This is a genomic window from Actinacidiphila sp. bgisy160 (genome assembly GCF_057707815.1).
In genome coordinates, this window is the sequence record NZ_JBYIQW010000015.1 from 38721 (window position 1) to 56602 (window position 17882).

General features: G+C 72.7%; 20 protein-coding genes and 2 pseudogenes. 10 read left to right on the forward strand and 12 right to left on the reverse strand.

Annotated features, from left to right (window positions below; genetic code table 11):
* Window positions 1–28 precede the first annotated feature (28 nt).
* From AC3EUJ_RS15005 to AC3EUJ_RS15015, 3 genes and pseudogenes are all read left to right on the forward strand, one after another.
* Window positions 29–991: a helix-turn-helix transcriptional regulator gene (locus AC3EUJ_RS15005; RefSeq protein ID WP_431961697.1), complete on the forward strand. Its 963-nt coding sequence runs from the start codon at window positions 29–31 to the stop codon at window positions 989–991.
* A 267-nt stretch (window positions 992–1258) separates the two neighbouring features.
* Window positions 1259–2362, forward strand: coding sequence for a VanZ family protein (locus AC3EUJ_RS15010; protein WP_431961698.1), 1104 nt, complete (start codon window positions 1259–1261; stop codon window positions 2360–2362).
* Between the two features lie 602 nt (window positions 2363–2964).
* A pseudogene (locus tag AC3EUJ_RS15015) lies at window positions 2965–3051 on the forward strand (helix-turn-helix domain-containing protein); the annotation flags it as partial.
* Between the two features lie 11 nt (window positions 3052–3062).
* Here the strand turns inward: AC3EUJ_RS15015 and AC3EUJ_RS15020 are convergent.
* The 8 genes from AC3EUJ_RS15020 to AC3EUJ_RS15055 all read right to left on the reverse strand — a co-directional run bounded on the left by AC3EUJ_RS15020 (window position 3063) and on the right by AC3EUJ_RS15055 (window position 8110).
* Window positions 3063–3440: a hypothetical protein gene (locus AC3EUJ_RS15020; protein ID WP_431961799.1), complete on the reverse strand. Its 378-nt coding sequence runs from the start codon at window positions 3438–3440 to the stop codon at window positions 3063–3065.
* A gap of 390 nt (window positions 3441–3830) precedes the next feature.
* Complete coding sequence (locus tag AC3EUJ_RS15025; protein ID WP_431961699.1) at window positions 3831–4235, reverse strand: VOC family protein; 405 nt, start codon at window positions 4233–4235, stop codon at window positions 3831–3833.
* Window positions 4232–4525, reverse strand: coding sequence for an ArsR/SmtB family transcription factor (locus AC3EUJ_RS15030; protein WP_431961700.1), 294 nt, complete (start codon window positions 4523–4525; stop codon window positions 4232–4234). Before AC3EUJ_RS15030 ends, AC3EUJ_RS15025 begins: the two co-directional genes overlap by 4 nt.
* Before the next feature lie 59 nt (window positions 4526–4584).
* Entirely contained in the window at window positions 4585–4926 is a 342-nt protein-coding gene (locus tag AC3EUJ_RS15035; protein ID WP_431961701.1) for an SUKH-4 family immunity protein, read from the reverse strand.
* 93 nt (window positions 4927–5019) lie between these two features.
* Entirely contained in the window at window positions 5020–6156 is a 1137-nt protein-coding gene (locus AC3EUJ_RS15040) for an MFS transporter (protein ID WP_431961790.1), read from the reverse strand.
* Window positions 6157–6322: 166 nt separating this feature from the next.
* Window positions 6323–7159: an undecaprenyl-diphosphate phosphatase gene (locus tag AC3EUJ_RS15045; RefSeq protein WP_431961702.1), complete on the reverse strand. Its 837-nt coding sequence runs from the start codon at window positions 7157–7159 to the stop codon at window positions 6323–6325.
* Window positions 7156–7353 carry a hypothetical protein gene (locus AC3EUJ_RS15050; protein ID WP_431961703.1) on the reverse strand — a complete coding sequence of 66 codons (198 nt, stop codon included), beginning with the start codon at window positions 7351–7353 and terminating at the stop codon, window positions 7156–7158. Before AC3EUJ_RS15050 ends, AC3EUJ_RS15045 begins: the two co-directional genes overlap by 4 nt.
* A 97-nt stretch (window positions 7354–7450) precedes the next feature.
* Window positions 7451–8110, reverse strand: coding sequence for a DedA family protein (locus AC3EUJ_RS15055; RefSeq protein ID WP_431961704.1), 660 nt, complete (start codon window positions 8108–8110; stop codon window positions 7451–7453).
* Between the two features lie 119 nt (window positions 8111–8229).
* On the opposite strand from AC3EUJ_RS15055, the gene AC3EUJ_RS15060 reads away from it, so the two are divergent.
* On the forward strand, window positions 8230–8631 hold the full coding sequence (locus AC3EUJ_RS15060) for a BlaI/MecI/CopY family transcriptional regulator (RefSeq protein ID WP_431961705.1): 402 nt from the start codon (window positions 8230–8232) through the stop codon (window positions 8629–8631).
* 14 nt (window positions 8632–8645) lie between these two features.
* A complete protein-coding gene (locus AC3EUJ_RS15065) occupies window positions 8646–9605 on the forward strand; it encodes a M56 family metallopeptidase (RefSeq protein ID WP_431961706.1) in 960 nt (319 codons plus the stop codon).
* 22 nt (window positions 9606–9627) lie between these two features.
* Here AC3EUJ_RS15065 and AC3EUJ_RS15070 read toward each other — a convergent pair.
* Window positions 9628–10578 (reverse strand): annotated as a pseudogene (locus AC3EUJ_RS15070) (alpha/beta hydrolase).
* A 222-nt stretch (window positions 10579–10800) separates the two neighbouring features.
* Here AC3EUJ_RS15070 and AC3EUJ_RS15075 point away from each other — a divergent pair.
* Both AC3EUJ_RS15075 and AC3EUJ_RS15080 read left to right on the forward strand, forming a co-directional pair.
* Window positions 10801–11196, forward strand: a complete 396-nt coding sequence (locus tag AC3EUJ_RS15075) for a hypothetical protein (protein ID WP_431961707.1) — start codon at window positions 10801–10803, stop codon at window positions 11194–11196.
* Window positions 11197–11350: 154 nt separating this feature from the next.
* Window positions 11351–11698: a hypothetical protein gene (locus AC3EUJ_RS15080; protein WP_431961708.1), complete on the forward strand. Its 348-nt coding sequence runs from the start codon at window positions 11351–11353 to the stop codon at window positions 11696–11698.
* A 285-nt stretch (window positions 11699–11983) separates the two neighbouring features.
* On the opposite strand, the gene AC3EUJ_RS15085 is transcribed toward AC3EUJ_RS15080, so the two are convergent.
* The gene (locus tag AC3EUJ_RS15085) at window positions 11984–12127 is read right to left on the reverse strand and encodes a hypothetical protein (protein WP_431961709.1); all 144 of its coding nucleotides are present in this window, start codon (window positions 12125–12127) and stop codon (window positions 11984–11986) included.
* 263 nt (window positions 12128–12390) lie between these two features.
* A complete protein-coding gene (locus tag AC3EUJ_RS15090; RefSeq protein WP_431961710.1) occupies window positions 12391–12501 on the reverse strand; it encodes an AAA family ATPase in 111 nt (36 codons plus the stop codon).
* A 197-nt stretch (window positions 12502–12698) separates the two neighbouring features.
* Between AC3EUJ_RS15090 and AC3EUJ_RS15095 the strand changes: the two genes are divergently transcribed.
* On the forward strand, window positions 12699–13253 hold the full coding sequence (locus AC3EUJ_RS15095) for a DoxX family membrane protein (protein WP_431961711.1): 555 nt from the start codon (window positions 12699–12701) through the stop codon (window positions 13251–13253).
* A 61-nt stretch (window positions 13254–13314) separates the two neighbouring features.
* On the opposite strand, the gene AC3EUJ_RS15100 is transcribed toward AC3EUJ_RS15095, so the two are convergent.
* Window positions 13315–14472 (reverse strand): glycosyltransferase, encoded by a 1158-nt coding sequence (locus AC3EUJ_RS15100; RefSeq protein ID WP_431961712.1) that lies wholly within the window; start codon window positions 14470–14472, stop codon window positions 13315–13317.
* A 411-nt stretch (window positions 14473–14883) separates the two neighbouring features.
* Here AC3EUJ_RS15100 and nhaA point away from each other — a divergent pair, with 411 nt between their 5' ends.
* Together nhaA and AC3EUJ_RS15110 are read left to right on the forward strand one after the other, a co-directional pair.
* Complete coding sequence (gene nhaA, locus AC3EUJ_RS15105; protein ID WP_431961713.1) at window positions 14884–16197, forward strand: Na+/H+ antiporter NhaA; 1314 nt, start codon at window positions 14884–14886, stop codon at window positions 16195–16197.
* 408 nt (window positions 16198–16605) lie between these two features.
* A complete protein-coding gene (locus tag AC3EUJ_RS15110) occupies window positions 16606–17880 on the forward strand; it encodes a molybdopterin-dependent oxidoreductase (protein WP_431961791.1) in 1275 nt (424 codons plus the stop codon).
* Window positions 17881–17882: the final 2 nt, after the last annotated feature.

Consider the following 17882-nt stretch of genomic DNA (forward strand, 5'->3'; position numbering starts at 1 on the left):
CCCTCAAGGAGCGGATTAGCCTGCTCCTGTGCCGAACGACCTCAGTCCCACCGCGCGTGCGTTGCGCGCCCTGGAAATCCTCCGGACGCGCCCCGGAACGACGGCCGGCGAACTCGCCGTGCGGCTGGGAGTCACGGAGCGAGCGGCTCGCCGGTACGTCGGGATCCTGCGAGAGGCCGGCATCCCCGTGGAGTCGGCCCGTGGGCCGCACGGCGGTTACCGGCTGGGGCGTGGGACGAGACTGCCCCCTGTGCACTTCACACAGTCCGAGGCCCTGGGGCTGGTGATGGCGGTACTCAGCGGCCGGCCGGCCGCGGCCGACACCGACGATCTGGTCGGCACCGCCCTGGGCAAGGTCGTCAAGGCGCTCCCGGAGGGCATCGGCCAACAGGCGGCCATGCTGCGGGAGTACGCGTCGGCCGCCCCGGACCCGTACTCGGCCCGCCCCGATCCGGCCATCACCAGCGAACTCGTCGACGCCGTCGCGGACCGGCGCCGCGTGCTGGTGACGTACCGCAGCGAGGCCGGCAACGAGTGGGACGCGGAGGTGGATCCCTGGTCCATCGTCGTCCGCTACCGGCGCTGGTACTTGCTGTGCCACTCCCATCGCGCGGACGCGATCCGCACCTACCGGCTCGACCGGGTCCGCGCGGTCCGGCCGACGGAGCACGGATTCGAGCCGCCCAGGGGCCTCGACCCGGTGGCGGTGCTCGAGGAGAACCTTGGTCTGGGGTGGGAGTTCGCCACCCGCGTGGTGTTCGACACCCCCCTTGCCGAGGTGGCCCCGTGGATCCGGCCGCCCATGGGGCGTCTTGAGCCCGCGGGGGACGGATGCGTGCTGGTCGGCAGCACCCGCAACCCGGACATGTACGCCCAGGAATGGCTGGCGAGGCTGCCGTTCCCCTTCCGCGTAGACGGCGGGGAGGAACTGCGCGCGGCCGTCGCGGCGCTGGTGGCGCGCTTCACCGCCGCCGTGGCGGACCACGGCTGACAACCCTCGCCGGCTGTGCTGAGGCGCTCGTCGGCGCGGAAGCGTGGGCCTTGCGGTGGAGCCCGGGCCCGTCGGCGATCACTCGGTCGTGATCTTCCGAACCCGCGGGGACGGGCTGTTACACCTTGGTCATGAGCTGAGCCAGGGCCCATGACGTGTGGGCGCCAGGGTGGTCGCCGACGCGCCGGATTCCGTGCGCCGTCGACTGATCTCCTCGCGCTTTCGAAAGGCACGGCATTGTTCGCTCTCGTCTTCGGAGGGCACCTGTTGTACCTCCTTCTCGTCGCCCTCGTCTCGGCGGCGGTGCTGGGGGGCGTCACGTTCGCCCTGCGTGGCCGTTCCGACCGCCCCTGGGCCTATGCGGCCTGGGCGGCCACGACGACGGCCGCCCTGTTCCTGACACTCTGGCTCAGACCCACCGGTACGGGCTGGGTGAGGTGCACGGTGAGCAAGGACGTATGGGAGTCGTTCGGGACGACCCAGGGCTGGATGAACGTCGCCCTGTTCGTGCCGATCGGCTTCTTCGGGGTGCGCGCGGCCAGGCGTCCGCTGCCTCCTTTGCTGCTGTCCGTCCTCCTGGCCTGCGGGATCGAGACGGTCCAGGCCTGCCTTCCCGTCATCGGCCGTTACTGCGACACCAGCGACTTCACCACCAACGTCGCGGGCGCCTTCGCGGGCGCGGCCGTGGGGGTCCTGTCCCTCCGCTTCGCCGGTTCGCGGCTTTCTCCCTGGCCCACGCGTCACCGCTGGTTCCCGACCGTGACCGGTGCGGGGTTCCTGGCCGTGGCCTGCGTTCTGGCGACCGTCGTCGACGTGCGGGTCGTCGACCACGCCGAGCCGAACAGGCAGGCATCGGCGGAACAGCAGGCGGTGTTCGGGCAGGCGATCCGCAAGGCGCTGGGCGACGACGTCAGGATCGGCCGCGTCGAGGACAGCACGCCGTGCGGTATCGACGGCCTGCACGAGGAGGTGTGGGCTCTGCTGGAACCGCACGGGATCGCCTCCATGAGCTGGCCGCCCGCGGACCGGTTCGAGGTGAACGTGTCGGTGGGCCCCCAGACCGAGGCCGCCGCGGCCGGGAGACCCATCCCGGGTTCCTCCGGGCCGGTGCGCGACTCGGCGGCGGCCGAGCGGGCTGCCGGTCGGTACGTCGCCGTGCACTACCCGACCGCCGACACGAAGCAGCCCGCGGTGGACCGGGCCGACGTCGGCACGGGCGAGTCCTGGACGGTCACCTACGACTACCGCGACGACCGCATGCCGGCCGTGACGTCGCTGCAGGTGACGGTGAACCGCGCCGGACGCCTCCTCGGCGTCCGCCTTACCGCGCCCGCCGCCGGCCTGCGGGAGAAGACCGCGGGCTGCGGCTGACGAGCCCCGGTCCATCCCGTCGCCTTCACGCCCGGTTTCCGTCAGCCGCGCAATGCCACGTGGCCGCCTGTCGACCGGGCGGGGTATGCGTGGCTTGTTGCGCTCCCGCATGGAACGGGGGATACGGGGTTCGGCATGCGGCCGCCGGGCCCGGCCGTCTGTCGCATGACAGGCACGACGGCAGCGGCTGGGGCTCCGGGATCTGGGGCCTTGTCGCGGTGCTGGTCGTCCTGACGCTGGTGGTGGTCCTGGTCGTCGCCGTGCGACGGGGTTCCTCGCCGGACGACGGGTCCCTCGCCGGACGACGAGATTGATCCGGCGCGGACCGCCCGGGGCACCGCGGCGGAGCGGTCGGTGTCGGTGGTGGCGCCTAGCATCGGGCGGGACATCACGTTCGCCGCGATCACCTGTACCACCGGAGGCCGCAGTTGCCCTCGATCCATCGGGGCTCTCGTTCGTGGATACCCCTGGCTTCAGCCGGGGGAGGAAGCGAAGCTCCTGCGGAGCGGGGCAGGGATAGCCGGTTGGCCGCCAGGGCGGACCGGTGTCTGCCCCCGACAACCCGCACTCCGCCCACAAACTGATGATGTAGTGCGTGAGCCGTGGAGGCCGCCCATGTGAAGCGGGCGTTGAAGTACCGCTTCTATCCGACCGATGCGCAGGCAGCGGAGCTGTCCCGCACCGGTGGACGTCCCGGCGACTACTCCGACGGCCCCTGGGCATGGCGGTCCCATGCCACCGCCACCGCCCAGGTGACCCCGGGCCCCGCGGTCACCTTGAGCCGGGTCGCGGCCTCGGGGGTCCGTACCGCAGTGCCGTTCATGCTGCCCTCCGGCACGGCGGAGCAGTACTCCGTGGACGTGCCGTAGCGGCCCGCGTCGACGGTGAGCGTGCCCTCGCCCTGGCACTGCGTGGCCACGTAGACCGTCCCGCCCGCGGACTTCGCGGGCAGCGCCAGCATCGCCCTTCTGGCCGTGCGAGCAGACGCGGGCAGACCCAGGCCGACCACCGCTTCCGGAGCGGTGTTCGTCTCGATGTTCACCAGGATCGTGCGCGGCCCGACTCGCTGAGCCGGCACCGGCAACGTCCCCTCACGGAACCAGCGATACGCGGTCTGCGGATGCACACCCTGCGTCTTCGCCCATTCCGTCAGATTCACACTCTGACAACGACACTCACTCACACATGGTCACGCTCACTTACTCGATCTCGAGGGCCAGCAGGCGAAGACCCCCCGTGTGTGGACCGCGATCGGCGGATCATGGTGACATGCCCCGGCCGTGGCCGTACAGGTCGGCCGTTCACGAGGATCGGATACATCCGCGCGGCCGTTCGCCTGACACTCCGTGAGGAGCGTGACGCCGTACGCCCGGTGGTCCCTCCGGCTGGACTGACGGCACGTCGCGGCGCGCGCGGGGGAGATCGACGGGGCTGCGCGCCCGCGTCGAGCGAATCGCGAACCTTCCGGTCAGGTCGATGCCGCTGCGCTTTCGCTGTGGACGATCTGGATGAGGTTGCCGCAGGTGTCGTCCAGGACGGCGGTCGTGACCGGGCCCATCCGCACCGGTTCCTGCGTGAAGTACACCCCGAGCCCGCGCAGTCGCTCGAACTCCGCGTGGACGTCGTCCACGGCGAAGGAGGTGGCCGGGATGCCGTCCTCGACCAGCGCCGACTTGTACGGCTTCACCGCGGGATGGCCGGAGGGCTCGAGCAGCAGTTCCGTCCCGTCGGGATCCTCCGGCGAGACGACGGTCAGCCAGCGGTCCGTACCGATCGGGACGTCGTGCTTCTTCACGAAGCCCAGCACGTCGGTGTAGAAGCGCAGCGCCTTCTCCTGATCGTCGACGAAGACGCTGGACAGGTGGATCCTCATGGGGCGCTCTCCGGTGTGTCGGGCCTGAGCCACCGGGTCACGATGCGCTCAAGGGGTTCGGTGTTCAGGTCGTGGTACTTGTAGCGGCCCTGGCGCCGCGTGAGCACCAGGCCCGCGGATTCGAGTACGGCCAGGTGCTGGCTGACGGCCTGCCGGGACAGCCCCAGGCCGTGCTTCATCGCCAGCCGCCCGCAGATCTCGAACAGGGTCTGACCGTCCCTTTCCACCAGCTCGTCGAGGATGCGCCGACGGGTGGGGTCGGCCAGCGCCTTGAAGACATCCTCTGCCATGACCGGGAGAATAGGCAAGTAACGACTTGCCTATCAAGTCCGGGGCCGCCGGTGCCGCGTCAGGCGTCCATGTCGCAGCCGAGCTCCTCTGCGGCTATGTGTCTGAAGGAGTTCCCGTCGGCGACGGCCGCCGCATCGCGCCCGCGGAACCGTTCGAGCAGGGCACCGGTCAGCGCGTCGGCGGCCCTCATGGCATGGTCCGGGCCTTCGTCGGAGTCGTCTTCCGGCCCCTCGTACTGATCCGCCTCCTGTGCGGCCTGCTCGTAGGCCCGGGTGAACGCGGCAAACGCTTCGGGGCCGGAGTTCAGCGGGCGTGGTGCCCCGTTGCTCGGCGGCAGCCACGGTGAGCCATCACGCCGGCGCCGGCCGATCGCGTTCACACCCGGGTCGAGCGCCACCACGGCGTACCGGATGCCGTCGACGGTACGGTCCGAGATGAGCGCATGCCATGCTCCTGGGTACGGCCGTGCGGAACATCCCGCATGAGTGAGGGGTCATCCTCCGTCCGGTGCCCGCCGCGCGATCGCGAGGGCCGCGCCCGCGACCAGGAGGGCGGCGAGGGCCGCGTAGCCGTAGGGGAGGGCGAACGCGGCGGCGAGGCCGCCGACCAGCAGCGGGCCGCCGGCGTCTCCCAGTTCGCGGCCCAGTTCGGCCGCGCCCATGGTCTGGCCGAGGCGCTCTCGGGGTGTGGTGGTGGCGAGCGCGGCGAAGCCGAGCGGGGTGATCAGGCCGGTGCCGATGCCGATGAGGGCGGCGCCGCACAGCACCCCGGTCAGACCCGGCAGCATGGCGCAGCCCAGGCCGCCCGCGGCGAGCAGCAGCCCGGCGGTGATGCCGCCCGGTATGGTCAGGCGCCCGCTGTCCAGCGCGCGCCCGGCGCGGGGCTGCACGAGTGCCGCGCACGCGGCGAGGACCGACACGGCGGCGCCGGTGGCGACGGTGCCCAGGCCGGCCGCGCGACCGGAGACCGGCAGGAAGCCAACGCCGACCGACAGGGCGGCGGTCGCCCCGGCCAGGGCGGCGGTCGGGGCGAGGAAGACGGGGTCCGCCAGGCGGCGGGCCAGGTCGAGCAGCGTCTGCCGGGCCTTGGGCAGCGGCGGTACGACCGGGACCGCGACCGCCGCCCAGACGGCGACGGCCGCCCCCAGGACCGTCAGTACGGCGAAGAGCAGGCGCAGGCCGCCCGCCCACACCAGGACGCCGCCGAGCAGTGGCCCGAGGGTGTAGCCGATCGATTTGTAGATGCCGTACGAGCCGAACGCCCGCCCTTGCCCCGCCGCCGGGTTGAGACGCGCGACGAGCGCGGAGGCGGAGGGGGAGAAGGCGGAAGCGGCCGCTCCCTGGCCCAGCCGGGCCGCCCACAGCCAGCCCGGGCTGCCCGCGATGGCGTACAGGGCGGAGGCTGCGGCGAAGGCGACGAGCCCGCCCAGCAGTACCGGGCGGGCTCCGACGCGGTCGGCGAGGGTGCCGAACAACGGCTTGAGGACCACCTCGGCGCCGTCGTACAGGGCGAGCAGTCCGCCGAGCACGATGAGGGAGGTGACGGCGTCCCCGGAGAGGCCGCCCAGGCTGGCGGCGATGCCGTGCGCGCCGAAGGCGGTGGTGAACCCGGCCGCGTACAGCGGCCACATCTGCCGACGTGGCGCCGCCGCCCCGGCCTTCGCCGCCGGCGGGGTCATCGCGGCACCTTTGGTGTCCCGTGCGGGGCGGCGCGCAGGCCGCGTCGCACGTCGTCCACTGTGTAGGGCACATCGGAGAACGTACAGCCGTCGCCGCGGGATCGTGCCGTCCGTGCGGTCACGCGGTGAGCACTCCTGTGGCGAGGAGACCGAAGAGCAGCAGGCCGACGGCGATGCGGTAGACCACGAAGGCGTTGAAGGAGTGCCTGGCGACGAACTTCAGCAGCCACGCAATCGAGGCATAGGCGACGACGAAGGAGACCGCGGTGCCGACCAGGAGCGGCGCGGCGCCGACCCCCGCGCCGACGGCGTCCTTCAGTTCGTACAGGCCTGCGCCGGTCAGGGCGGGGATGCCGAGGAAGAAGGAGAGCCGGGTCGCGGCCACCCGGTCCAGGTCGAGGACGAGCGCGGTGGACATGGTGGCGCCGGAGCGGGAGAAGCCGGGGAAGAGCAGCGCCAGGATCTGCGAACTGCCCACCAGCATGGCGTCCTTGAGGCTGGTGTCGTCCTCGCCGCGCTTGTGACGGCCCATCTGGTCCGCCGCCCACATCACGCCGCTGCCCACGATCAGGGAGCCGGCCACCACCCACAGCGAGGCGAGCGGGCCTTCGACGAGCGGTTTGGCGGCCAGGCCGACGGCGACGATCGGGACGGTCGCGTAGATGACCCACCAGGCGAACTTGTAGTCGTGGTGGTTGCGCTCCTCGCGGTCGAGGATGCCGCGGCCCCAGGCGGAGACGATGCGCACGATGTCCTTGAAGAAGTACACGAGCACCGCGGCGATCGCGCCGACCTGGATGACGGCGGTGAAGCCGACGACGGAGGTGTCGTCGACGGGGATGCCCATCAGCCCTTCGGTGATCTTCAAGTGGCCGGTGGAGGAGACCGGGAGGAATTCCGTGATTCCTTCGACCACTCCCAGGACTGCGGCCTGGCCGATGCTGATGGCGCTCATCTGGGTCCTATTTCTGTGACGCGGTGCGGGTGGCGCGGGCGGGGCGGTGCCTGATCCGGCACGGGGAAGGCCGGGGCCGGTTCGTGCAGCAGCGGATCGGCCGCGTCGGCGGCGTCCGGGCGGATGTCGACCAGGGGCACGACGGCGATCCGGGGGCCGATGGTGAAGCGGGGGCGGGCGCGGTGGCGCAGCATCGAGGCCACCGTCACCGCGTGGTGCTCGTCGGCCAGGGCCGTGGCGAGGTTGAGCGTGATGCGGATGGTGCCGGGTTGTGGATCAGGCAGGTGATCTTCATGCGGTGGGTTCCCGGCTCGTCTCCGTGCCGGTGCGGTCGCCGCGGCGGCGCGAACGCAGCAGTTCCAGCGCCAGGGGCAGGAGGGAGAGCGCGACGATCACGCCGACGAGGGGGAGCAGGTAGCGGTCGACGTGGGGGATGCTCGCCCCGAGGGCGTAGCCGCCGAGCACCAGGGCGACCGTCCACACGAGGCCGCCCGTGACCTGCCAGAGCGCGAAGGTGTTGGCGGGTACGCGAACGATGCCGGCCAGCGGGTTGAGCACGGTCCGTACGACGGGGATGAAACGGGCGAGGACGATCGCCTTGCCGTGGCCGTACCGGGCGAGCAGGTCCTCGGCGCGGGCCGTGCCGTCGATCAGGTGCCGGTTGCGGGCGCGGCCCAGGAGGGTCCGTCCGGCGCGGCGGCCGATCAGGTAGCCGGCCTGTGCGCCGAGGAGCGCCCCGGCGGCGGCCGCCACCAGCACCCGGGGGAGCGACAGGTGCAGGCCGTCCGTCCCGGTGGTGCAGAGGAGCCCGGCCGTGAACAGCAGCGAGTCGCCGGGCAGGAAGAAGCCGATCAGGAGCCCGGTCTCGGCGAACAGCACCAGGAAGATGCCCGCCGTGCCGAACGCCGTCAGCAGCGACGTGGCGTCCAGGGGATTGAGGGCCACAGGCACCTGAGGGTCCTTTCCTGTCGTGCCCTGACCGGGGCAGGGCTGTCCCCGGGTGCGAGGGCATGGCACACTCGGGCGGACGGCTTTTACACCGCCGTAGAAGTTCTACACGAATGTAGAAGATGAGCGAGCGAACGACAAACCCAACGGGCGATCCCGCCCACGGACGCGGTCCCAAGCGCGCCAACGGTGCGCGCGAAGCCGAGATCCTCGGCCTGCTCCAGCAGGCCGACGGCGCGCTGACCCCCGGTGAGGTCGCCGAACGCCTCGGCGGCGAGCTGACCTACAGCACCGTGGTGACGATCCTCACCCGCATGCACGCCAAGCAGCTGCTCACCCGCACCCCGCGCGGCCGGGCCTACGCCTACGCCCCGGTGACCGACGACCCCGGGTTCGCCGCCCGGCGGATGCGTTCGGTCCTGGAGGAGCGGCCCGACCGCGAGGCCGTCCTCGCCCGCTTCGCCGACGGGCTCTCGGACGCCGACGCCGATCTCCTGCGCCAGCTGCTCGGCCCCGACCAGTAGGAAGGCGCCGCCGCATGCACATCGCCGTCTACCTTCCGCTGCTGCTGCCGCTGCTCGCCCCGCTCGGCGCGCGTCCCTTGTCCGAGCGGTGCGAACCCCGCCTGGCGACCTGGCTGCTCGCCGCCTCGGCGGTCGTCCTGGGTGTCGCGAGCACGATCTCGCTGGGCCTGCTCACCGTCGTCGGCCTGATCCGTGTCCCGCAACTGGCCGGCCTCGGCCACTGGTCGGCCCAGGCCGCGCAGCGCGACGACCCCGCCGAACTGTCCGTCTCGCTGATCGCTGGGCTGCTGCTCGGCAGTGCCGTCGTCATGGCCGCCCGCATGCTCTGGCGGCGTGCCCGCACGTTGGCGGCCGCCGCCCTGGAAGCCGCCTGTATGCCCGCCCGCGACGGGCTGGTCGTGGTCGAGGACGAGGCCCCCGACGCCTTCGCGATCCCCGGTATGCCCGGTCGCGTCGTGGTCTCCACCGGCATGCTCCGCACGCTGGACGAGGCCGAGCACGACGTACTGCTGGCCCATGAGCGCGCCCACCTGACCGGCCACCACTACGCGTTCGTCGCCCTGGCCCAGATCGGGGCCGCGGCCAACCCCCTGCTGCGGCCGCTCGCCACCGCCGTCACCTACACCATCGAGCGCTGGGCCGACGAGAACGCCGCCGCCGCCACCGGCGACCGCACCCGGGTCGCCCGATCCGTGGGCAAGGCCGCCCTGGCCGCCCGCCGCAGCCCGGCCCGCATCCGGGGTGCCGCCATGGGCATCCTCGGCAGGCGTCCCGGCCGTCGCGCCGGCCACCGGCCCAGGCCGGCCGGAGCGGGCCCCGTACCCCGGCGCGTCGCCGCCCTCCTTGCTCCACCGCTCGGAGGGCACCCGGTGCTCGCCGCCGCCACCACGGCCGTGCTCGCCGCCACGACCCTGTCCACCGCCGAAGCCGCCCACGACCTTCACCGTCTGCTGGAAACCGTCGGGGCCTGGTAGGGCGCGCGGCTGCGGGCGGCTCTCAGGCCGTGTCGTCGGGTTCGCCCGTGCCGTCGGCTCCGCCCGCTCGCAGACCGCGGCGGAGCGCGTCGAGCTGCTCGGCGATCATGCGCCGGCTGACCTCGGTCCGCGGGGCCAGCTGGGCCGCGCCGTGGAAGGCGCCCGGGAAGTGGTGCATCTCGCTGGGCACGCTCGCGGTGATCAGCCGCTGGGCGTAGGCCAGGTCCTCGTCGCGCAGCGGGTCGAACTCGGCGGCCGCGAGGTACGTGGGCGGCAGTCCTGCCAGGTTCTGCGCACGGGCCGGGGCGGCTTACGGGCTGACCTCGCCGCCACCGCGCAGCCCCTTGCCGCCGAGGTAGTGGTCCCAGCTCCGCTGGGCGCTGCGGCGGTTGAATCCGGAGGTGTCGGCGAAGGCCTGCATGGAGGCGGTGGCCAGTCGGTCGTCCTGGATCGGGACGCCGAGGCACTGCATGCTCAGGGCGGGGCCGCCGTGGTCGCGTGTGTACAGGGCGACCGCGGCCGCGAGGTTCCCGCCGGCGCTCTCCCCGGCCACGCCGATCCGGTCCGGGTCGCCCCCAAGCTCGCCGGCGTGCCCCGCCAGCCACCGCAGCGCGGCGTACGAGTCCTCCAGGGCCGCCGGGTAGGGGTGTTCCGGCGCGAGGCGGTAGTCCACCGGCACCACCACCGCGCCCACCTCGGCGGCGATGCGGGTCGTCTCGTCGCGGAAGAAGTCCACCAGGCCGACGACGAAGCCGCCGCCGTGCAGGTACAGCAGGCCGGGCAGCCTCCCGTCCCGGCCCGCGGGCCGGTAGACGTGCACGCGGACGTCCGGAGCGCCCTGCGGGCCCGGTACGGTGACCTCGCGGAAGTCCACCGGTACCGGCGGGGTGTAAGGACCGGCCTCCATCAGCGCCGCTTCCGCCCGCATCCGCGAGACTTCCGCGTGTGCGTCGGCCTCGGCGTGTCGGGCCATCCTCGGGGCCAGTTCCGGGTCGAACGGGAAGGCCAACGTCAATTCCTCCTGCGTGTGGCGCGCCTCGCCACGAACCCGACTGGCATTGCCGAAGTCAGAGCTGGAGTGTGTACGTAGTGAATCCTTGCCGGGTCAAAGATCTCGTGAGGTCGTGCACGACCCGTCGGGGATGTGCCGGGACCCGCCCGCCGCTCGGGCGAACCGGCCTGCGAGAGTGGGCCCGTGCTCCTGGATCCCGAGAAGACGCTGTTCGTCCGTGGCGCCACGCCTGTGCTCGTGCTGGCCGACGCACCCGTCCACCTCGCCCTGCCGCCCCTGGTCGCGCCCGACGGGGCGGTGCCTCCGTGCGAGGGCTGGAGTCTCGTCCCCCGGCTCACCCTGTGCGTCGTGGACGGACCCGGCGACCACGGATGCGTCGTCCCAGCCCTGGCCGCACCGGTGCTGGGCGGTGCCGACGGTGGTGCGGCACCGAGCGGGATGGCCGACTGGTGCCTGGACGTCGAACGGGTCGGCGGGGCGGTCGTCCTGTCGCTGGATCAGCTGCCCGAGGTGCTCGACTGGCCGGTCCTGCTGTCCTCCGGCGTGGCCCGCGGCGGCTTCATGCCCGCCCTGGCCTGACCGCGCCCGGGCCTCTGCCATGCCGAGCCGTGAAACGCCCTCCTCCGCCGCGCACCTTGCCGTCGTCGACCGCCTGACCGTGGCGGCCTTCCCCGACCGGACGCGACCACCGGGAAAGGGGAAGGAGTGGAGCGGCCCCGGATATCACCTTGCCGTGCTCCAGGAGAGTCAGGACTTCTGGGAGGACCGCGGTGAGGAAATCGTCGAGGCGGCCGAGCGGGACATCGAGGATGCCCGGCTGGCGCTGGACGCCGCTCTGACGGACCGCTGGGGCGAGCCCGAGGTCGTCGACCTCTGGCCCTACCTGGGGCTCGACGACGCCGGTCCCGATGTCGTGGCACCCGAGCCCATGAGCTTCCTGTGCGGGGTCGCCGGCAGCGTACGGGTGTGGAGGCTACCCTCAACCGGCCGCTGGCTCGGGCTGGCCGTCGGCCAGGCCGACCCCGAGTGGCCGGTCCAGTTGCTGGCCGCGGTGGGTGAGGACGCGGCCCTTCCACGGTGACCGTCGCGGGACTCCCCGCGGGCCCCGTCAGGTGGATCAGGCGGGGGAACTCCGCGGAACGCCGGGACCAGGTGACGGCGACGGCCTCCTCGGCGCCCGCGGTCCGGCCCGCGGCGTACGCGGCGCGGGCCTCGGCCCAGCAGGGTCGGCGGTTTCGCCGCCGAGCCCGGCGAGGGCCCCGCGCAGTCCATGGCGGCCGCGAGCAGGCGCCGTTCGGTCCCCGGCGGCAGGGGCGCGGTGGAGGGCGTCCCCGTGGGATCGCCGTCGCGCAGCCCACTGCGACCGTCACTCGAACGACGGCCACCGGTCAACGCCCCACTCCCGCCATCCCGGCCACCGGGCGGGAGAGGCACCGACGTCCTTCCCGGCGAGTTCGGCGGCGGGCTCTTCGAACAGGGCCCACCGGCGCAGGAGGTCCGCCTCGCTCATCGGGAAGGTCCGTTCCGGGGTGGTGGCCTGGCGCCGGGCGACACGGGCCCGCTGTCGCGTGGTCCACCGGTACGTACACGAGGTGACAGGACCCGCCCGCGGATTGCGGCAGGCGGCGGATCGCCGACCCCTCGTCGCGCGGCCAGCATCCGAAGTCCAGGACCACATCGGTCCCGAGCGCCGGCGATTGCAGCGCGAGGCGCAGCAGCAGCCTACCGGCACGTCAAGCTTCCCGTCCGCCTCCGACGCGCCGAACGGCGGGATCATCCGCTCGTCCGGTTCGGGCGCAGCGCGCCGTGTTCCTCGGCGGGGCGCCGGGCCACGGTGGTCTTCCCGGCCCCGGGCAGGCCGGCCATCAGGAACAAAGAAGTCACCCGGAGATCCTGCCAGGAAAGGGACGGGGCCATCGGTGGCAGGGCATCCGACCCCCATGGACCTAATGTCCGGCGTGCCGCGCGCAGGACGGCACCGCATGACGTCACGCTGCTGCCGTGATCGGCGTGCGGTGAGCCGCCCGTCGCGAGGTCCGGCTCGCAGGCCGCACCCGGCATCCCCACGAAGGGCCTCAGACATGTCCGCTTCCCCTCCCGGCACACTGTCCCGCTCCGGCTCCCACGCCATCGACGAGCACGCCGTTCCGCCGTACGTCCATGACGCCGGCCTGCTGCTCCTCCGGCTGTTGCTCGGACTGACCATGGCGAGCCACGGGGCGCAGAAGCTCTTCGGCTGGTTCTCCGGGGTGGGCCTCGACGGCGCCGGACGCGTCTTCACCTCCGTCGGATATCCGGCGGGGAAGGCGATGGCCGTGCTGGCCGGGCTCAGCGAAGTCCTCGGGGGCGTGGGCCTGGCTCTCGGGCTGCTGACCCCGCTCGCCGCGGCGGCGGTGGTCGGCGTCATGGTCAACGCCGTCGCCCTGAAGTGGGGCGGCGGGTTCTTCGCCCCGGCGGGGGTGGAGTACGAACTCCTCATCGCCGCGGTGGCCGTCACGCTGGCCGTCGCCGGGCCCGGCCGCCTCGCGCTGGATCCGCACCTTCCGGGTGTGCGGACGCACCGGGTGGGCAACGGCGTCGCCGCGGTCGTCCTGGGTGTACTGCTGGGCGCGATCGTGCTGCTGTTCCGCGGCTGACCACTTCGTGGCCTCAAGGGGGTGAGGGCCCGCCGTCCGGCGGGCCTTCGCGCGTTCCCGGCTATCCCGCCACGGAGGCGGTGAGGCGCTCGGCGACCTCCGGGGCCGACGGCATGGCGGCGATCTCGTCACGGAGGCGCTGTGCCGCCGTGGTGAACCCGGGCTCGGCGAGCAGCCGGCGGACGGCGGCCGTGACCGACTCCGGAGCCTGGTCACCGATCGGCAGTGCCAGGCCCGCGCCCGCGGCCTGCAGCCGGAACGCCTGGCGCTGCTGCCCCGGCGCGTCCGGCACGACCGCGGCCGGGATCCCGCGTGCCGCCGCCCCGAACGTGGTGCCGGAACCACCGTGGTGCACGACGACCGACACGCCCTCCAGCAGCTCCGCCGCCGGGACGAAGGTGACCAGCTCGACCCGGCCCGGCTCCAGCCCGAGGTCCCCGACCGGGACGCCTCCGGACGTGGCGACCAGGTCGACGTCCAGCGCGCTCAGTGACCGCAGCAGCGGACCGAGTGTGGGTACCGCGCCGCGGGCGGTGCTGAGGCTGACGAGCACGCGGGGGCGGCCGGTACCGGGCACCCTGGCCGCGCGGGGCGTTCCCTCCGGGCCTTGGTGGGGCTCGGGCCGCAGCGCGATGCGCTCCAGGGGCGGCAGAACACCGTCGCGCTGCAGGCCGGGCGGGCAGATGTCCAGTAGCCAGCGGCCGGACGGCGCGTGGCGCGGCGCCTGCAGACCGCGGTCGAGGTAACGGGAGTGCGCCGTGGCGGCCAGGGCGTCCAGCACCTCGGGCTCCAGCGCCGGGTCGATGCCCATCACCGCGGACGGCACCTTGAGCACGGTGGCGACGAGCGGCCCCACGAAGTCGCAGTGCTCCGACACGACCAGGTCCGGCTCCCAGGCGCGGGCCCCGGCGAGCGCCTCGTCCACGGCGAGATCGACCCGCGCCCCGGCGAAGAACTCGGCGACCAGCGCCGGCGAGGGATTGGTCATCATGTCGACACCGCTGCGGCGGGACACCTCGGCGACCGCCACGTCGACGGTGGGACCGGCGGGGATGAGCTCGAAGCCCTCCGCCCCGACGGGGCCGGCCATGGTGGCGGCGGAGACGAAGGCAACGGTGTGCCCCTGCTTCCGCAACGCCCGGGCGAGCGGCAGAAGGGGCAGGAAGTGGCCGGTCAGGGGGGTGTTGAACATGAGGACGCGCATGGGTATCGAGATCACCTGTGTGCTTGTGCCACGTGGCGCGGCCGCCGTGGGGCGGATCGTCGTCGCGGCGCGACTCCCCGGTCCGGTGCTTGCCCTGGACCCGGAACTGATTGCGGATGCAAGTATAGCGGGCTATTTGCCGAAGCAAGGACATGTCCGCCGGTCGGTGGACGAGCACGAGCACACCGCGCCGACTGGTCGCGCGGGCCGCGCGGGCCGCGCGGAACGCCGCGTCCGGGGCCGGGTGGGAGGCAGGACGGCGCCGTCGGTTCAGCGCCCGTGGGGGGATGCCCTTGGGCCCGTCAAGGCTGCGCCATTAGGGTGTCAGCAATGCGTCAAAACGTTGGCGCAGGGTGTGCCGGGAAGTCTGGTCGGCGTTGTCAGGGGCTGCGCGCCCGTTCGCCGATGTCCCGGAGGTCCGGCTCCATGGCCGCTGCCCCTCGTTCCCGCCCCCTGTTCCTCGGCGTGCTTCCCTGGCCGGAGCGACGGGCCGTCGCCCGCGCCTTGCGGACGGAGACGGTCGGCGGCCTCGTCCTTGTGGCCGCCGCGGTGGTGGCGCTGCTGTGGGCGAACAGTCCGTGGCGCGGGGCGTACGAGGCGATACGCGACTTCCACTTCGGCATTTCCGCCCTCGGACTGGACCTGTCGGTCGGGCACTGGGCCGCGGACGGGCTGCTGACCGTGTTCTTCCTGGTCGCGGGGATCGAGTTGAAGCGTGAACTCGTCGCCGGGGAGCTACGGACGCCGGCGACCGCCGCGCTGCCGGTCATCGCGGCCGTGTGCGGGATGGTGGTCCCGGCCGGGCTGTACGTGACGGTCGCCGCGCTCGGGGGTGGGAGCCTGCAGGGCTGGGCGGTGCCGATGGCGACCGACATCGCCTTCGCGCTGGCGGTGCTGGCCGTCATCTCCACCCATCTGCCCGCGGCCCTGCGGGCCTTCCTCCTCACCCTCGCGGTGGTGGACGACCTGGGCGCGATCCTGGTGATCGCCGTGTTCTTCACCTCCGACCTCAACCCCTGGGCACTGGTGGGCGCGGTGGCCGGTCTCGCGGTCTTCTACGCGTTGCAGCGGCTGCGGGTGGCCGGCTGGTGGTGGTATCTCCCGCTGGGACTGGTGATCTGGGTGCTGATGTACGACGGCGGCGTGCACGCGACCGTCGCCGGTGTCGCCATGGGCCTGATCCTGCGTACGACCCGGGACGACGACGAGACCGCCTCCCCCGCCGAGCGCACCGGGTTCCTGCTGCACCCGCTGTCCGCCGGCGTCGCCGTCCCGCTGTTCGCCCTCTTCGCGGCCGGAGTCACCGTCTCTCCCGGCGCCCTCAGCGAGGTGTTCACCCGTCCCGAGCCGCTCGGTGTCGTCATGGCCCTGTTCTGCGGCAAGATCATCGGCATCTTCGCCGGGACCTACCTGGCCGCCCGCTTCACACGCGCCCGCCTCAACCCCGACCTGGGCTGGGCCGACGTCTTCAGCCTCGCCACCCTGGGCGGGATCGGCTTCACCGTCGCCCTGCTGATCGGCGACCTCGCCTTCACCCCGGCGCAGGGCGAGCACGTCAAGGCCGCCGTCCTCGTCGCCTCCCTTGCATCGGCCTGCCTCGCCGCACTGCTCCTGCACCGTCGTAACCGGCTCTACCGGCGCCTGTGCGCCGAGGAGAACGCCGACGCCGACGGTGACGGCATCCCCGACATCTACCAGCGGCCCGTCGGCAGCCACACCGAAGTCGGGAAGCAGGCCTGAGAGCACTGCCACCCGAGGTCCTGCGCCCCGGCGTCGGGGCCCGACGGGGAATCCGGATATTCCGGGTGCCGCGACTGTGCCGGCCTGATCACACGCCTTTTCGGTCGGTATTTCGCTGTCTGCGGTGGTGGCGAGGCGCCCTGCGGCCGAGCTCGGGATATGTGTGGACGGCTGGATCACGGCCGCCGCCATGCGTGGCGCGCCCTGGCTGCGGAGGGTCGGTTCATGAGCGGCAGCGGACAGGCGACACCGGGCGGCCCGGCTGGAGGGCCGGATCGTCCCGGGGAACCCCAGGCACCGCCACGGCAGCGCCGCAAAGACTTCATGGCGGCTGTATCCGTCCGTGTCGGTGAGGCCGCGCGCCGGATCGGTTCGGCATCCGTCCGTGTCGGTGAGGCCGCGCACCGGATCGGTTCGGCCCCCGCGCCGCCGGGCCCCTTCCGGCCCGGATTCTGGCGCAGTCCGATCCGAGGGCCGTGGCTGACATCGGCCTTCGGTCTCGTACTCCTGTTGGGCATTCCGGTGATGTTCGTGACCGGCCTGCTCTCCTATGCCGCTTACAACCCGGGCCTGGGGCCGATCAACGACCAGACGCCGGACAAGGGCCTGCTGGGGTTCTATCTCTTCGACTGGCCGACCCACCCCTCCTGGCTGTACCGGCTGACCCAGGGCATCCACGTGACGCTGGGCGTGGTCCTCGTGCCGGTGGTGCTGGCCAAACTGTGGTCGGTCATTCCGAAGCTCTTCACGTGGCCGCCGCTGGTGTCGGTCGCCCACGCGCTGGAGCGCCTGTCGCTGCTCCTGCTGGTGGGCGGGGTCATCTTCGAGTTCGTGACCGGGATCTTCAACGCCCAGCTCTTCTACGTCTTCCCCGGATCCTTCTACACCCTGCACTTCTACGGAGCCTGGGTGTTCATCGCCGCGTTCGCCGTCCACGTGACCCTCAGGCTCGGCCGGATGGTGCGGGCCCTGCGTGGCCGCGATCCATTCCTGGAACTGCGCACCGGTGTCGCCGCCACCCGTCCCGAGCCTCCCGATCCCGACGGCCTGGTACCGGTCGCGCCGGCCACCCCCACCATGAGCCGGCGTGGCGCCGTGGGCATGGTCGGCGCCGGGTCACTTCTGCTGCTGGTGGTCACCGCGGGGCAGAGCATCGGAGGCCGACTGCGCGCCACGGCGCTGCTGGCGCCGCACAACCGGAATCCGGGTAGCGGCCCGAACGGCTTCCAGATCAACAAGACCGCCGCGTCCCTGGGGATCACCGCCGATCTCGTCGGACCCGCCTGGCGGCTCGAGGTCCACGGCGCCGGACCGTCCCTGGTACTCACCCGCGAGCAGCTGATGGCGATGCCACGGCACATCGCGGCCCTGCCGATCGCCTGCGTGGAGGGCTGGTCCACAGCGGACCAGCAGTGGGAGGGCTTGCGGCTCGCGGACCTCGCCGCGCTGAGCGGGCTGCGTACGGCAGGCAGCGTGCTGGTCGAGTCCGTCCAGCCCTCGGGGCCCTACCGCTCCGTGCTGCTGCGCGGCAACCAGATCCATGACCCGCGGTCGCTGCTCGCCCTGCGCGTCAACGGAGCCGACCTCTCCCTGGACCACGGCTATCCGGCACGCGTCATCGTGCCGGCCAACCCCGGGGTGAACAACACCAAGTGGGTTCACCGGCTCACCTTCAGGAGCTGACC

What these genes read in the sequence shown, in the direction of transcription:
- AC3EUJ_RS15025 (WP_431961699.1), bottom strand. Translation starts at nt 4,235, where the DNA reads ATGAGGATCCACCTGTCCAGCGTCTTCGTCGACGATCAGGAGAAGGCG.
- AC3EUJ_RS15030 (WP_431961700.1), bottom strand. Translation starts at nt 4,525, where the DNA reads ATGGCAGAGGATGTCTTCAAGGCGCTGGCCGACCCCACCCGTCGGCGC.
- AC3EUJ_RS15040 (WP_431961790.1), bottom strand. Translation starts at nt 6,156, where the DNA reads ATGTGGCCGCTGTACGCGGCCGGGTTCACCACCGCCTTCGGCGCGCAC.
- AC3EUJ_RS15045 (WP_431961702.1), bottom strand. Translation starts at nt 7,159, where the DNA reads ATGAGCGCCATCAGCATCGGCCAGGCCGCAGTCCTGGGAGTGGTCGAA.
- AC3EUJ_RS15050 (WP_431961703.1), bottom strand. Translation starts at nt 7,353, where the DNA reads ATGCTGCGCCACCGCGCCCGCCCCCGCTTCACCATCGGCCCCCGGATC.
- AC3EUJ_RS15060 (WP_431961705.1), top strand. Translation starts at nt 8,230, where the DNA reads ATGAGCGAGCGAACGACAAACCCAACGGGCGATCCCGCCCACGGACGC.
- AC3EUJ_RS15065 (WP_431961706.1), top strand. Translation starts at nt 8,646, where the DNA reads ATGCACATCGCCGTCTACCTTCCGCTGCTGCTGCCGCTGCTCGCCCCG.
- AC3EUJ_RS15085 (WP_431961709.1), bottom strand. Translation starts at nt 12,127, where the DNA reads ATGAGCGAGGCGGACCTCCTGCGCCGGTGGGCCCTGTTCGAAGAGCCC.
- AC3EUJ_RS15095 (WP_431961711.1), top strand. Translation starts at nt 12,699, where the DNA reads ATGTCCGCTTCCCCTCCCGGCACACTGTCCCGCTCCGGCTCCCACGCC.
- nhaA (WP_431961713.1), top strand. Translation starts at nt 14,884, where the DNA reads ATGGCCGCTGCCCCTCGTTCCCGCCCCCTGTTCCTCGGCGTGCTTCCC.